The sequence below is a fragment of the Sorangium sp. So ce1153 genome, from assembly GCF_051521595.1.
Lineage (GTDB): Bacteria > Myxococcota_A > Polyangia > Polyangiales > Polyangiaceae > Sorangium.
This window is the reverse complement of sequence record NZ_CP150361.1, coordinates 2,518,798-2,532,585: the sequence shown is the minus strand read 5'-3', so window position 1 is coordinate 2,532,585 and position 13,788 is coordinate 2,518,798. Positions and strand designations below refer to the sequence as shown.

The window sequence follows — 13,788 nt, the reverse complement described above, 5'->3', positions numbered from 1 at the left end:
ATAGCCATGTGAGCTTCGAACAGACGGACGGTTACATCAGTCCCGAGCTCCGGGCACTGACCGTGGGCCGCTCCCACGAGCAGAGGGTGAGGCTCTGGGACGCGTCCTACCGACAACGCGCCCGGGAGCACGGGGATTTTATCATCTGCGAACGGATCGTCAGCAATCTGATTAATCCGCCAGCCGTCTCCGAAAGTGACTGGATTGCATGGCATGGCAGGATCCCGTCAACTCGGAACCCACCAGAAATCTCCGAAAATCTCTGGTCAAGCTTGTGGCATCGGGCAGGGCTGTCGGGGGATGAGGCTGGTTAACAAGCGGCTGCCGCCCGCGCCGCGTCGCGCCTCGCGCTGCGCGAGCGTCGATCCAGCTATTCAGGAAACCGGCGCGTCTCCACGGCGACGCCGTCCTCGCCCGAGATCATCTCGCCCTTCTCGTCCCAGCTGATGCCGCCCACGCCCGGCGGCCCCAGCGTGAAGGCGACGCCCTCGACCGTGAGATGGTCCTCGTCGAGGTAGGCGATGCCGATCGCGTCGCCGCCGCGCCCCGGGCCACCGTAGCCGCCCTCGCCGCCGTAGCCCCCGGGTCCCCCGTTGCAGGAATAGGCCGAGCGGTCCTCCAGCACGCCGCCCGGTGCGCCCCGGCCGCCTCGGCCACCTCCCTGGGGCTCGCCGCCGTCGCCGCCGTCGCCGCCTCTGGACGCCTTGATCTCGGTGTCCCGCACGGTCACCCTGGCGTGCAGCGCGACGATGCCGATGCTTGGGTAGCCGTTCCCGGCCCCCTTGCCGCCTCGGCCACCGCAGCCGCCGGCCCCGCCCGAGCCCCCCCCGGCGCCTCCCTTGGACGCCGCGCCGCACACGCCGAGCCCCCCCCGGCGCCCGCCGCCCCCGCCGCCGCCCTGGCCCGGCGTGCCCCAGCCGCCGTCGCCGGCCCAGTCCGCCTCCCAGCCGGCCTCGCTGATACGCCCGATGCCCCGGCCGGGGGCGCCGACGGTGCCTCGCGCGCCGTAGATCCCATAGTTGCCGTCCGTGCAGCCCACGTCGGCCAGGTCCCCTAGTCCTCGCCGTCCGTAGTTGCCGGGGTTCGGCGTCGGAGTCGGCTCGCCGTCGCGCCCGTCCTCCGCGCCGCCGGGCAATCCGTCACCGCCCTTGCCGCCGACGCTCGGCATCCCGCTCTCGCACGGGTTCACCACGGCAGCCCCGCCGGCCACGGTCTCCGCCGAGCACGCGTCGCCGCCGTACATCCCATCGGCGCCATTGGCTGCGTCGCTCGGCCCGGGCAAATCCTCGCCGTGATACCCCCCCCACCCGGCCGCGGCGCGAAGCCAGCCTCGGAGCATCTCGACCTCGGTGTTCGACTGGACGAGCACGCCAATCGGCTCCGATGAAGTGATGCCCATGTCGACGATTCTCGATACCCCGTCAGCGGCGCCCGTATCCTCGGCGGTCGCCGGTACGACGGTCAGGGCAATCGCTCGATCATGGGTGGTCTGGAGCTGGGAGACGGTGCCTACATGACGCTTCCACTGGAAGCAATGGAACCCTCCGAGGAGATCGACCCCGGAGGGCAGCTCCAGCGGACCGAAGAACCCGTCGGCACAGACGAACACGCGCCCGCGCCCGGTGCGCGCGAGCTCGACAGCGCGCTGGAGCGTGCGCACCGGCTTGTCTTTCGTCGTGCCGGGATTCGCGTCGTCACCGCCTCCGAATTCGTTGGTCACGAACACGCCGCAGCCGTCCACCAGCTCATCGGCGGCGAGGCGCTCGAGACAGACCGACTCAGGCGGCGCCTCGTCATGACACGACACGGAGCCCTCGCACGGTGCTCCGCCGGCGTCGCTCGCGGCCGGTGCGGTGCCGCACCCGGCCACGACGAACAGCAGTGCAAGAACCGGACAGGTCGTTCGGATCGTTCTCATGGTCCTCGCTCGGCGCCGCACGGAGCGCACCGCCTCGGTCACTGGGGTGGTCCTGGAGCGAGCGCATCGAACGGACGGTAGGCCATACCGTCGCCGGACTCGCCCCAGCCCCGGTCGTCGCCAGGAGCCGCATTGCCTCCGGGGCCGCCGTCGGCCCCCTTTCCGAACTGGACGAACACGCCCGGATCGAGGCTCAACGAGGCACCGACGAACGCGACGCCGTAAGAGGATCCCCCGATGCCGCCGCCGGCGTCCCCGCCGCGGCCGCCACGGCCTCCGCCCCCACCGCCGCACGCGTTCAACATGTCCGTTTCATGGTGAACCCCACCGGAGCCTCCACCGCGACCGAAGCCTCCCAATTGGCCCCTTCCACCGGCGCCCCCTTGCCCCCCATTGCCCGTGGTGATCTCGGTCGCCTCGAGCGTGAGCGCGCTCCCCTGCAACGCGACGATGCCGATGCTCGAGCCGCCGTAGCCGCCCCCCTTGCCTCCCTGGCCACCGCAGCCGCCGCTCCCGCCCGATCCGCCGGCCGCGCCGCCCTGCGGTCTGCTCGCGCGGCACGCGATCGTGCCGTCTCGCCCTTTGCCGCCACCCCCGCCGCCTCCCCCTTGGCCGACGCCGCCCCTCTTGCCTTCCTCGCCCCGGACGCCGATCCAACCATACGATTCCGAGAGGTAGCCCGCGCCTACCGCGCCGGCAGCGCGCCCGCCGTCGGCCCCCTCGGCGCCGTCTGTCCCCGGTGTGCAAGCGCTGCTGCCCGCGCCGGTCCCCGCGAGGCCTTTGCCTTGCGCGTTCGCCGCCGACTCCGGCTGTCCTGGCTCCCCGTCGCCCCCCGCGTCGAGCCCGCCGTCGCCCCCGTAGCCCCCAACGGACTCGGTGCCATCGTCGCACACGGTCACGACCGGAAGGGCGCCCGTCGCGACGTCCGCCGTGCAGGCGTGCGCGCCGTGGTTCCCCGGCTCTCCATCCAGCGCCCGCTCGCTGAGCGCGTCCTCTCCCGGCTCCCCTTCCCTGCCATTGCCCGCAACGATCGCGCTGTCCCGCACGATCGCCCGGGTCCCCGGGCTCAAGATCATCGCGATCGACGACTTGCCATCGGGCGCCGAGGCGGCCGCCGCCACGGCGCGCATGCCGAAGACCATGGAGGTTGCATCGTTCCCCGGGATGTCCCGCAGATCGTCCCCCTCGACGATCCGCAGCGGGATCCCCGCGGGCGGCGCGATGACGGTCGGCTCGTCCGGCCCGCCGAACGACCACACGTACGACCAGTCGCCGTCCTCACAGTGGCGGCCGCCCCAGAGGTCGACCCCGGAAGGCAGCGTGATCTCCTCCTTGAACGACCCGCCGCACGCGTACACGCGCCGGGTCGGCGGCTTGCCGTCGCCTCGTCCGTGCGCGGCGAGCCCGATCGCGTGTTGCAAGGTCTTCACCGGCGCGCCCTTCGTGCCAGGGTTCCCGTCGTCGCCTGACGACGCGCTGACGAACACCCCGCACCCATCCTTCGCCGGGGCCGCCGCAGGATCGCCGTCGCAGGGCGACGCCGGCAGCACCGGCGGCTTCTCGCCGGGGAGCGGCTCGCACGTGTACGACACCGCGCAGCTCTCGTCGTAGGAGCACCCGGACACGCCCGCGGCCCCCACGGCGCCCAACGCGAGGACCGCGAGGCAACGAGCAACCCGGAGGCGTCGACTCTCGAGCCGACGACGCACGAGCTCCGGTCCGCCTCGCCCCGCGCCTCGGCGGAGCAGCCCTGCGCGTTCGCGGACTGCCACCGGAACGGCGCGCAGGTCCTCGGCGGCCCGTGCGTTCCCGCCGAGCGTCACGCAGACGTCCAGCGCTGGCTCGACGACACCCATGTACGGACGGTACGTACGCGAGCCGCACGCCGTCAACGGGGCAGAACGCGCCACGAACCGACGCTTCGATGAGAAAAGACGGCTCGATGCCGTAAAGTGTTGTCTGTCCCTGGTATCGGAGACCTGCGAGCGCGTCGGGGTGCCTCGCGCTCGTCCTCGCGACGAGCCAAGCGCCCCCCTCGACGCGCCGCTGCGGCCTGGGGCGATTACCGCTCGTCCTCGTCCCGCCTTCGCTCGGCTCGCCGTCTTCCATTCCGCCGTCCTCGGACGCGTCGCCTTCCGGCGCGCCCTCCTCCGACGCGTCGCCTTCCGGCTCGCCTTCCGACGCATCGCCGTCCGCTGCGCCCTCCTCGGACGCGTCGCCTTCCGGCGCGCCGTCCTCCGCGGCGGCCTCGCCTTCCTCCTCATGCTCCAGGAGCCCCTTGAGCTTCGCGCGCGTCGGCGGCGCCGGCGGCGCGGCTCCTCCTGCCTTGGGCGCGTCCGCCCGTCTCGAGCACGCGCAGGAGCTTGGCCTGGTTACCCCGTCGGCGTCGCTGCGGTTACGGCTCCCGCGATCGGTGACGACGAAAGCTTCGCCCGTGAAGCTCACGCGCGCGTGGTGCCGCGACACGCGCGCGTCGGGTGCGCCTCGAAGACGGGGTGCTGGCGCCCGAGCTCCACCGAGCCGCCGTCGCGCAGGATCATCGAGGACGCTGGGCGGCCGGCCGCGAAGACGAGGACGAGCCCCGGCGCGCCTGCGCCGCCCGCGGGGATCACGATCGCCTGATCGCTTCGATCCTGCGTCTCGGAGTGACTGACCACCGGGGCATCATAACGGCCCTCTCCCGCCGGTCCTGGCGGCCTGGCACGCGCTCCGCCGTGTGCCGACTTCGTGTCCTCGGTCGACGTGGATCGCCGCATTTTGATGGATCGAGCGCGCCTGGTACACCGCGCCCGGTGTGTCAGCGCGGGCGCGATCTGGAGCGCCCCGAGGCTCGCAAAGCGGCTCGTTCAAGGGCGTTCCAGGGGGGAGCGGCGCCGGCGGGCCGCCTTTCGCGCCGACGTGAGATGGCCTGGCCGTTGCAGTACCTCCGAGCGCGCCCGCTGAGAGATTCAGCGCGGCACTTTAGCGAAAAGGACAGGACCATGACCATGACCACCTCGATCATGAACAAGCTCGCGTCTTCGATGGCTCTCTTCGCGCTCGGCAGCGTCTTGGGGCTGAGCGGCTGCATCGCCGATTCAGGCGTGGAGGACAGCGAGGCCGCGGAGAACGACACGGACCCGACGGAGGACGTCGATTCGGCGGAGCAGGCCGTTCTCGGGTGGGCGTGGACCTCGGAGGAGTACGCGCCGTTCGCCTGCGACGGCGGGGCGCTGGCGAAGCACTTCCACTGCAGCGGCAGCAACTGCGACAACATCAGCACCTACTGCGAGGGCCTCGGCGGTATCCCTGACTCGGTTTACACGACGACCTACTTCTCGGAGGAACAGCGTCCCATGGAATGCGACACGGGCTACTGGGTCACGGGGATGGCGTGCAGCGGGAGCTACTGCGATAATATCTCGCTCACCTGCACGCGCATGGCGAACTTCGGCCAGCACAATTGTATCTGGACTGGCTGGGTGTCCGAGGAGAACGGCGGAGACCTCTGGTTCCCCGCCGGATATTATATGCGGGGCGCGAGGTGCAACGGGGGCTACTGCGACAACATGAGCTTCGAGATCTGCCAACTTTAGTCCTGCGATCCCCGGCGTTCCCTTCGTCGTCGGCGTCTCTGCCGATTGCTGCCACGCAATCGGCAGGGCGCCGGGTAGCGGGACAGTCGAGGCGCGCCGATTTCGCCGGATCCCGATGGCCGCTCACGCCCCTTGAACGATCGCGCGGTAGTCTCGCCTGGCAGCATGCGCCATAGTGCGACGCGTGTCGCTCGACGCTGTCCTCCCCTCCCTTGCCGGCGATCCGCTCACCGACATCCTGCGGCTCACCCAGGCCACATCGGTCATGGCCGGAGGCATCGCCGCCGGTGGCCGCTGGGCCGTCCACTTCCCGCCGCCCGGCGAGATGAAGATCTCGGTCGTCGCCAAGGGCGGCTGCTGGTTCCGCCTGGACGGCCACAAGAAGGCGATCCGTGGTGAGCCGGGGGACGCGTTCCTCCTGCCCGGGAAAAGGGGGTTCCTCGTCGGCAGCGACCTCTCGGCCCCACCCCTGGACGTCATGTGCCTGCTGGCCCGGAGGCGCCACCTCTTCTCCACCCTCGGTGACGGCTCCGAGGTGCTGCTCCTCGCCGGCGGCGTGACCCTCGATCCGCGCCACGCCGACCTCGTGCAGGGCGCGCTTCCCCCTTTTCTGCACGTGCGCGCGACCGCACCCCAGGCAGCCCCCATCCGCTGGCTCATCGAGCAGCTGCTGGCGGAGCAGACCGCGCGCGGCGCGCCGGGCGCCTTCCTCTCGGCATCGATGCTGGCGCAGCTGCTGTTCGTCCAGATCCTGCGCGCCCACCTGGCCACGGCGCCACGCCTGCCCGCGGGCTGGCTGCGGGTCATCCGCGACGAGCGGCTGGCGGCGGCGCTGCGCCTCCTCCACGGCGAGCCGGCGCGCGACTGGAAGCTCGAGGAGCTGGCCCGCGCCGCGGCCATGTCGCGCACCACCTTCGCCGTGCGCTTCAAGGAGGCCGCAGGGATGGCGCCGCTCCAGTACCTCACGGCGTGGCGCATCCGGCTGGCGGAGCGGCGGCTGCGGGACGAGGCAGCGCCGATCTCGCAGATCGCCGCCTCGCTCGGCTACTCGTCGGAGAGCGCCTTCAGCCAGGCCTTCAAGCGTGTCACCGGCAAGCGGCCGCGGGACTACCGCAACGAAGCGCGCGGCTGAGGCTCGTCCGATCGTTTCGTACGCTCGCGACAGTCATCGGCACGCTTGCGCATGGTGCGTTCGACAGACCATCGCTATCGATGAGGACATGCGAACCGTGCTTGTCCTCGGCGGCACCGGGCTCACCGGCCGCCGCCTCGTCGAAGCGCTGCTCCAGGAAGGGTTCCTGGTCCGCTGCGCCGTGCGCAACCTCGACGCCGCCCGCGCCAGACTACCCGCCGCCGCCGAGCTCGTGCGCGGCGACATCGCCGATCGCGCCTCCATCGAGGGAGCGGTTCGCGGCTGCGAGGCCGTGTTCAACTGCGTGCACACGCTCTCGCCGCAGAAGGGCGCCGCGCCCGGCGAGACCTTCGTGGACACCGAGGTGCGCGGCCTGGAGAACGTGGTGGCAGCCTGCCGGATCCACGGCGTGCGGCGCGTGCTTTACGTGACCTTCCTGGGCATCACGCCCGACACGCGCTCGATCTGGGCGCGCGGTCGCTGGAAGGCCGAGCAGATGCTGCTCGGCAGCGGTCTCGACGTCACCATCCTCCGGCCGGGGCAGATCGTCGGGCGCGGCGGCTTCGGCTTCGACACCACGCTGGCCAACGCGCGGCGGCGCGTGGCGCTGATCCTGGGCAGCGGCCGGAGCCGGATGCAGAACATTGCGCTCGACGATCTCGTCCATTACCTCGTGCGCAGCCTCGACGAGCCGCGCACCTTCGGCCGGGCCTTCGACGTGGGCGGCGACGAGGCGTTCACCACCGACGAGATGGTCGACGTGGCGGCCCGCGTGCTCGGCCGGCGCCCGCCGTGGAAGCTGCACCTCCTGCCCTGGCTGCTGGCGCCGTTCGCCGGGCTCTTCGAGCGCCTGGCCGGCCTGCCCCGCGGCGCCTTCGCCGACCTGCTGCTGGGCCTGGACGCCGACCTCGTCGGCGATGTGGGGCCGATCCGCGCCATCATCCCGCTCACGCCCATGCCCTACGCGCAGGCCGTCGAACGGGCGCTCGCCGACTCGTAGGCTGGCCCCTCCTGAATAGAACCACGGATCACCCCGCGAAGTTCCAGGCCCGAGGCAGCTCCCCATCGCTCGTGGCGACTGCGATGGGCTATGGGCTATCTTCGCCCGCACGCTCAGCGCACCACAAGCGCCGCGCCGAAGCACGCCGTCGCGACCAGCATGGGCACGATCGGCGGCGGCGGAAACGCGCGGATGGCGATGGCCAGCAGCGCCAGCGACACCGCCGCGTTCAGCGCCACGACAGCAGGGAGCGCGGCGAGGGTGCGAATCGAGCAGCGGGCTGATCTCGGACGTCGAGGGGCGCCCCGGACTCCATACCCACTGGCTCTTCTTCTTCTCCGTCCCGTCCCTCGACGTCGCAGTCGACCGTGTGCGCAGGCACGGCGGAATCGTCATCGGGCCCATCGAGCTTCCGATCGGCGTGCGGGTCGTGGCATGTGACGACGCGCAGAGGGCGGCGTTCGGCCTCGTCGAGGCCATCGCCAAGGAGTATGAATATGATATCAATAGGCTCGCCGAGGCGCTCAAGGCGCGTGAGGCCAACAGCGGGCGGAAGGTCGTACGGATGCCACCGCGCGAGGTGGCGCTCGTTCGCAAAACCTCGTGACGAGGTGATTGGCGGTAGCTCCGCCCAACAAGGGCCTGCTGACGCGACAGAAGCCCAGATCGTCAGGCGGGCGCGCGTTGTGCGCGGAGACACCTGCACTTGTACGAGAGCAAGCCCATCGCAGCGCCGACGCACCTCCATGATCAGCCGTTGGCGGCGGGAGGGAACAATTGCGCCCCGAAGCCCCCGCCCTCCCCCTCCCTCGGCGGCCTCGGCGGCCTCGGCGGCGGGCTCGACGCCGCGGCTCGCTCGCTGGACAGTGCGGCAGGCTGGTTCTAGGATGGATGGCGTGAAGGCAGAGATCGAGACCCGCTTCGCCGCGAACCTCGAGCGCGTCCGACACCTCGTGGACGTGTACCAAGGCGCCGCGGCAGGGCCGGGACGCCGCCCGGTGGAGACGACCGACGTCCTGCGCGCGGCGGTCGTCTTCCTGCACGCGACGCTCGAAGACCTCCTCCGCAGCCTGCTGGAGTGGAAGCTCCCGCTGGCCGCCGCGCCACACCTCAAAGACGTACCGCTGGCGGGGAAGAAGCCACGATCGACCTTCACCCTGGACGATCTCGCGCCCTTTCGTGGCAGGAGCGTGGACGACCTCATTGCTCGCTCCGTCCTGGAGAATCTCGAACGATCGAACTTCAACGATCCGGGCGAGGTGGAAGGTGTCCTGGAGCGGATCGGACTGCCGAAGGTTCTGCTAGATCCCTACCGAGATAAGCTGGGTCCCATGATGAAGCGCCGGCACTGGATAGTTCACCGCGCCGACCGCAACACCGCGACGGGGCGCGGTCATCACGCCGCGCGCGCTCTCCAGCAGGAAACCGTCGAAGTGTGGAGCGAAGCGTTGGAGCAATTCGGCGCGGGTGTGCTGGCTCAACTGTAGGACGTCAGGAGGACGAGCATGGCGACGCGAGCAGAACTGGAGCAAGCCCTCACCACGATGCCCAACGTCGACGAAGCGAACGTCGTCGGAGAGCAGAGCCTCATCGCTACCGTGGTGTCCGGGTCGTTCCGCGATCAGAACGAGGCGCAGCGACAGGAAACGGTCTGGAGCTACCTGCGCCAGCAACTTGGGTCCGGTGCCCTGCAGAACATCGAGTTCATCTTCACGAATACTCCGGAGGAGAACGCCGCATAGGCATCGGCCGGCGTTCCGCCTCCTGAGCCGCCGAACCATGGCTTGCAGGCGGCGAGCACTCACCCCACCACCGGGAGCAGCCCGGCGCCGAGAGCGCAGTTCGCGGCGGCCGGCGGAGAGGTCCTCTCCTTGCCTGACGTCGAGGTTTCGAGGAGGTGCGCACCTTCCGCCGGTGCGCCCCGCTGACGGGGAAGTCACGGGTGTAGGGGCAGCTGGGGTGCTCGACCGATCAACCCCCATGGCCGCCGCTGCCCCCGGGCCTGTCGACGCGCCGCCAGGCCGTGCGACGCGACGGATCGCGACGTTCGGCGGGCAGGCGCAGTGTCAACGTGGGCCAGGTGGGACACCCCACCTCGGTCGTCATGAAGGGGTCCTCGCCGCTCAGCCCGAGCCGGGCCTTCCCCGCCCCCGCGTGCCCGGCGGCCGGGCCTTCTTCGCCACGGGCCGTGTTTCGCCTGCCTGGGTCGCGTAGGCACCGAGCTGCGCGACGAGGTGCTCGAAGACGAGGCGGACGCGGCGCACGGCGCGCAGATCCTCGTGCATGACGACCCAGGCGTCGAGGTGGAAGGCGAGCGCGGGCAGCACGCGCACGAGCGGCACCGGCCGCCGGCTGAGCGGGAGCTGGCACACCCCGATGCCGAGGCCGGCGCGCACCGCGGCGAGCTTCGCGATGTCGCTGTCGCTGCGGAACGCATAATCGCGCGGCCTGGTGACGAGCCCGGCGGCGGCGATCGCGTCGATGATGGCGCGGGAGGCGTCGGCGCCGATGAGGGCGTGGTCCGGCACGAGCCCAGCGAGCGACGTCGGGGCACCGCGCGCGGCGAGGTACGCCTGGGTGGCGAAGAGGCCGAGCTCGACGCGCCCGGCGCAGCGCCTCACCAGGCCGGCCTGCGTCGGCTCCGCCATCCGCACGGCGACATCGGCGTCGCGGCGCAGGAGATCCTCGTTGCGATTCGTGGCGACGAGCTCGATCTGAAGGCGCGGATGAGCGACGAGGAGCGCGGCGAGCATCGGGGGAAGCACCTCGGCGCCGACGACCTCGCTGCACGTGACGCGCACGGTGCCGCGGTCGGCCTCGGTGGGGCTCGACACGGCGCGCACGAGGGCGCGCGCGCTCGCGGCGATGGACTCGGCGTAGGGCAGCGTGGCGAGCGCGAGCTCGGTCGGCACCAGGCCGTTCGGCGCGCGGGTGAACAGCACGACGCCGAGCTGCGACTCGAGCTGCTCGATCTGGCGGCGCACGGTGGGCTGCGCGACATCGAGGGCACGCGCCGCGGCGGAGAGGCTACCGCTGCGCATGACGGCGAGGAAGGCACCGTAGAGGTCCCACGAGGGCTCGGCTGGGCTCATCAAAAGATGATGAGCGGATGGACACATTTGTACAATGTTCATGAGCACCCGCAGCGACCATGCTCTCCACGTCGCCGGCGCCCGCGCCGGTACGCACGACGAGGAGAACGACCATGACCGCCGCCGCGACGCTCCCTGCGCTCGACCTTGCTCCCTCTACCCGCCGCCCCGCGCCGCAGCCCACCCGCGAGGTCTCGGCGGGCGGGGCCAAGGGCATGCCGCGCGCGCTCCTGCGCCTCGAGGGCGCGCTCGTGCTCGGAGCAGCGCTGCTCGCCTACGCGCACCTGGGCGGCAGCTGGGGATGGTTCGCGGCGCTGTTCTTCCTGCCCGACCTGTCGATGCTCGGCTACCTTGCGGGCCCGCGGGTGGGCGCGGTGGCCTACAACGCGGGGCACAGCCATCTGGCTCCGGCGCTGCTCGCGGTCGCGTCGGTCGCGCTTGGCTCGCCGGCGCTGCTGCTCGGCGCGGCGATCTGGGTCGGGCACATCGGCTTCGATCGGATGCTGGGCTATGGGCTCAAGTACGGGACGGCGTTCGGCGACACGCACCTCGGCCGCGTGGGCTCGAAGCGCGCGGCGTGAGAGCATGTCTTCCAGCACGCGTTCGGCGTCGGGGTCGGCTCGCCGTCGCGCCCGTCCTCCGCGCCGCCGTGCAATCCGTCGCCGCCCTTGCCGCCGACGCTCGGGAGCCCGCGTTCGCACGGGTTCACCACGGCAGGCCCACTACAGGACGACACGGCGCCCCGCGCCCCGCGCCCGCACGGTCGCGATGACGATGCGGCCGGTCTGCTGGTCCGCAGGCATGCTGCGGACGCCGACGTAGACGGGCGGCTCGCCGGCGGCGACGAATGCTTTCAGCTCGGTTACGAGCGGGGCTGCCCAGCGGCTGGGCTGCACGGCCGCCGGTCCGTGGCGGACCTTGAACCGACGGCGGACGGATGACATGACATGCTGACGCGAGGCGTTGAAGACGGAGATACGCATGGAGAAGCGAACCATCGAGCAGCTCGAGGCGGCACTCGACGCTGTCAGCAAGGACCTGGCGCCCCGCGTCGAGGAGCTCGCTCAGAAGAGCACAAGCGGCGTCCTCACGCCTGAAGAGCACAGAGAGTACGCCGAGGTCGTCCGCTTGAACGACATGCTCAGCCTCCTCAAGCTGCAGGCAGAGGAGGTATGGACGCTGCGCGCGACCTCGTGAAGCTGCCGAGCGACACGCGAGAGCTGGTCCAGCGGCGCGCCCAGGGGCCTGTGAGTACTGCCGCCTTCCGCAGGACGCATCCATCTTGCCCCACCAGGTAGACCACATCATCGGAAGGCAACACCGTGGTTCGGATGATGTCGAGAACCTGTGTCTATGCTGCATCCGCTGCAACTTGAAGAAGGGGCCGAATATCGCGTCGATCGACCCCGAGGGCGCCTGCCGCGACGTCCGCCGTGCAGGCGTCCGCGCCGTGGTTCCCCGGCGCCCCGTCGGTCGCCCGCTCGCTTAGCGCATCTTCTCCGGGCTCCCCTTCCCTGCCGTTGCCCGCGACGATCGCGCTGTCCCGCACGATCGCCCGGGTCCCCGGGCTCAAGATCATCGCGATCGACGACTTGCCATCCGGCGCCGAGGCGTCCGCCGCCACGGCGCGCACGCCGAAGACCATGGAGGTCGCATCGTTCCCCGGGATGTCCCGCAGGTCGTCCCCCTCGACGATCCGCAGCGGGATCCCCGCGGGCGGCGCGATGACGGTCGGCTCGTCCGGCCCGCCGAACGACCACGTGTACGACCAGTCGCCGTCCTCACAGCGGCGGCCGCCCCAGAGGTCGACCCCGGAAGGCAGCGTGATCTCCTCCTTGAACGACCCGCCGCACGCGTACACGCGCCGGGTCGGCGGCTTGCCGTCGCCTCGTCCGTGCGCGGCGAGCCCGATCGCGTGTTGCAAGGTCTTCACCGGCGCGCCCTTCGTGCCAGGGTTCCCGTCGTCGCCTGACGACGCGCTGACGAACACCCCGCACCCATCCTTCGCCGGGGCTGCCGCAGGATCGCCGTCGCAGGGCGACACCGGCAGTACCGGCGGCTTCTCGCCGGGGAGCGGGTGGCACGTGAACGACCTCGCGCAGCTCTCGTCGTAGGAGCACCCGGACACGCCCGCGGCCCCCACGGCGCTCAACGCCAGGACCGCGATGGCACGAGCAACCCCGAGGCATCGATCCTGGAGCCGACGACGCACGAGCTCCCCTCCGCCTCGCCCCGCGCCCCGACGGAGCAGTCCTGCCTGCTCGCGGGCCGGCCACCGGGACGGCGCGGACGCCTCGGCGGACGGCACGGTCCCGCCGAGCGTCACGCAGACGTCCAGCGATGGCTCGACGACACCCATGCGCGAACGGTACGTACGCGAGCCGCACGGCGTCAACGGGGCCGAACGCGCCACGAACCGACGCTTCGATGAGAAAAGACGGCTTGATGCCGTAAGGTGTTGTCTGTCTCTGGTATCGGAGACCTGCGAGCGTGTCAGGGTGCCTCGCGCTCGTCCTCGCGGCCAGCCAAGCGCCCCCTCATCGACGCGCCCGCCGCGGCCTGGGGCGATTACCGCTCGTCCGCGCCCTCCCCCGGCTCGCCGTCTTCCGTTGCGTCTTCCTCCGACGCGTCGCCGTCCGCCGCGCCCTCCTCGGACGCGTCGCCTTCCGGCGCGCCCTCCTCCGCGGCGGCCTCGCCTTCCTCCTCACCATCTCCATCTCCGGTGGACGCGGCGCCGCGGGAGACGGGGAAGGGCGCATAGTCCTTCATCTTGTCGGTGCCGGCGTACGAGTACTCCGCGGCGGCGCGCAGCCTTCGCTCGGCGTGCGCGACGAGCGTGTACGCGGCGTCGCGGAGCTTGCGCGAGCGCTGCGCCTCGGGAGAGAGCGTCTTGTCGGCGAGCATGCGCGCGAGCAGCGGCGAGAGCTCGCGGAGGCGGGCCGCCACGTCGGGCGCAGGAGGGCCGACAGGGCGGCGCAGGAGGCCGCCGGGGCTTGTACAGGAGGGCCGACGGGCGGCACAGGCGGACCGGCGGGCTGCCGCTCCGCCGGGTCCCCCCGCTCCGCGATCAC

16 protein-coding genes are annotated in these 13,788 nt (G+C 71.4%); 8 read left to right on the top strand and 8 right to left on the bottom strand.

Features of this window, described 5'->3' with window-relative positions; translation table 11 throughout:
- Nucleotides 1-370 precede the first annotated feature (370 nt).
- From WME85_RS08835 to WME85_RS08825, 3 genes are all read right to left on the bottom strand, one after another.
- Nucleotides 371-1,918, bottom strand: coding sequence for a hypothetical protein (locus tag WME85_RS08835; RefSeq protein ID WP_437837015.1), 1,548 nt, complete (start codon nt 1,916-1,918; stop codon nt 371-373).
- A gap of 38 nt (nt 1,919-1,956) precedes the next feature.
- Nucleotides 1,957-3,543 (bottom strand): hypothetical protein, encoded by a 1,587-nt coding sequence (locus tag WME85_RS08830; RefSeq protein WP_437837013.1) that lies wholly within the window; start codon nt 3,541-3,543, stop codon nt 1,957-1,959.
- A gap of 816 nt (nt 3,544-4,359) precedes the next feature.
- Nucleotides 4,360-4,575 (bottom strand): hypothetical protein, encoded by a 216-nt coding sequence (locus tag WME85_RS08825; RefSeq protein WP_437837011.1) that lies wholly within the window; start codon nt 4,573-4,575, stop codon nt 4,360-4,362.
- Nucleotides 4,576-4,899: 324 nt separating this feature from the next.
- Between WME85_RS08825 and WME85_RS08820 the strand changes: the two genes are divergently transcribed.
- From WME85_RS08820 to WME85_RS08810, 3 genes are all read left to right on the top strand, one after another.
- Nucleotides 4,900-5,493 carry a hypothetical protein gene (locus WME85_RS08820; RefSeq protein WP_437837009.1) on the top strand — a complete coding sequence of 198 codons (594 nt, stop codon included), beginning with the start codon at nt 4,900-4,902 and terminating at the stop codon, nt 5,491-5,493.
- 184 nt (nt 5,494-5,677) lie between these two features.
- Nucleotides 5,678-6,625 carry an AraC family transcriptional regulator gene (locus WME85_RS08815; protein WP_437837007.1) on the top strand — a complete coding sequence of 316 codons (948 nt, stop codon included), beginning with the start codon at nt 5,678-5,680 and terminating at the stop codon, nt 6,623-6,625.
- A gap of 88 nt (nt 6,626-6,713) precedes the next feature.
- On the top strand, nt 6,714-7,625 hold the full coding sequence (locus WME85_RS08810; protein WP_437837005.1) for an SDR family oxidoreductase: 912 nt from the start codon (nt 6,714-6,716) through the stop codon (nt 7,623-7,625).
- A gap of 113 nt (nt 7,626-7,738) precedes the next feature.
- Here WME85_RS08810 and WME85_RS08805 read toward each other — a convergent pair whose 3' ends face one another.
- Nucleotides 7,739-7,864, bottom strand: coding sequence for a hypothetical protein (locus WME85_RS08805; RefSeq protein WP_437837003.1), 126 nt, complete (start codon nt 7,862-7,864; stop codon nt 7,739-7,741).
- A 131-nt stretch (nt 7,865-7,995) separates the two neighbouring features.
- Here WME85_RS08805 and WME85_RS08800 point away from each other — a divergent pair, with 131 nt between their 5' ends.
- From WME85_RS08800 to WME85_RS08790, 3 genes are all read left to right on the top strand, one after another.
- Nucleotides 7,996-8,232, top strand: coding sequence for a hypothetical protein (locus WME85_RS08800; protein WP_437837001.1), 237 nt, complete (start codon nt 7,996-7,998; stop codon nt 8,230-8,232).
- Nucleotides 8,233-8,521: 289 nt separating this feature from the next.
- Nucleotides 8,522-9,112: a hypothetical protein gene (locus tag WME85_RS08795; RefSeq protein ID WP_437836999.1), complete on the top strand. Its 591-nt coding sequence runs from the start codon at nt 8,522-8,524 to the stop codon at nt 9,110-9,112.
- Between the two features lie 18 nt (nt 9,113-9,130).
- On the top strand, nt 9,131-9,367 hold the full coding sequence (locus WME85_RS08790) for an AMP-binding enzyme (RefSeq protein WP_437764098.1): 237 nt from the start codon (nt 9,131-9,133) through the stop codon (nt 9,365-9,367).
- Between the two features lie 381 nt (nt 9,368-9,748).
- Here WME85_RS08790 and WME85_RS08785 read toward each other — a convergent pair whose 3' ends face one another.
- On the bottom strand, nt 9,749-10,717 hold the full coding sequence (locus WME85_RS08785; RefSeq protein WP_437836997.1) for a LysR family transcriptional regulator: 969 nt from the start codon (nt 10,715-10,717) through the stop codon (nt 9,749-9,751).
- A gap of 113 nt (nt 10,718-10,830) precedes the next feature.
- On the opposite strand from WME85_RS08785, the gene WME85_RS08780 reads away from it, so the two are divergent.
- Nucleotides 10,831-11,298, top strand: a complete 468-nt coding sequence (locus WME85_RS08780) for a DUF4260 domain-containing protein (protein WP_437836994.1) — start codon at nt 10,831-10,833, stop codon at nt 11,296-11,298.
- Nucleotides 11,299-11,439: 141 nt separating this feature from the next.
- Here WME85_RS08780 and WME85_RS08775 read toward each other — a convergent pair whose 3' ends face one another.
- The gene (locus WME85_RS08775) at nt 11,440-11,661 is read right to left on the bottom strand and encodes a hypothetical protein (protein ID WP_437836992.1); all 222 of its coding nucleotides are present in this window, start codon (nt 11,659-11,661) and stop codon (nt 11,440-11,442) included.
- Nucleotides 11,662-11,698: 37 nt separating this feature from the next.
- Between WME85_RS08775 and WME85_RS08770 the strand changes: the two genes are divergently transcribed.
- The gene (locus tag WME85_RS08770) at nt 11,699-11,914 is read left to right on the top strand and encodes a hypothetical protein (RefSeq protein WP_437836991.1); all 216 of its coding nucleotides are present in this window, start codon (nt 11,699-11,701) and stop codon (nt 11,912-11,914) included.
- Nucleotides 11,915-12,068: 154 nt separating this feature from the next.
- Here WME85_RS08770 and WME85_RS08765 read toward each other — a convergent pair whose 3' ends face one another.
- Entirely contained in the window at nt 12,069-13,076 is a 1,008-nt protein-coding gene (locus tag WME85_RS08765) for a hypothetical protein (RefSeq protein WP_437842647.1), read from the bottom strand.
- A gap of 209 nt (nt 13,077-13,285) precedes the next feature.
- Nucleotides 13,286-13,663, bottom strand: a complete 378-nt coding sequence (locus tag WME85_RS08760; RefSeq protein WP_437836990.1) for a hypothetical protein — start codon at nt 13,661-13,663, stop codon at nt 13,286-13,288.
- Nucleotides 13,664-13,788: the final 125 nt, after the last annotated feature.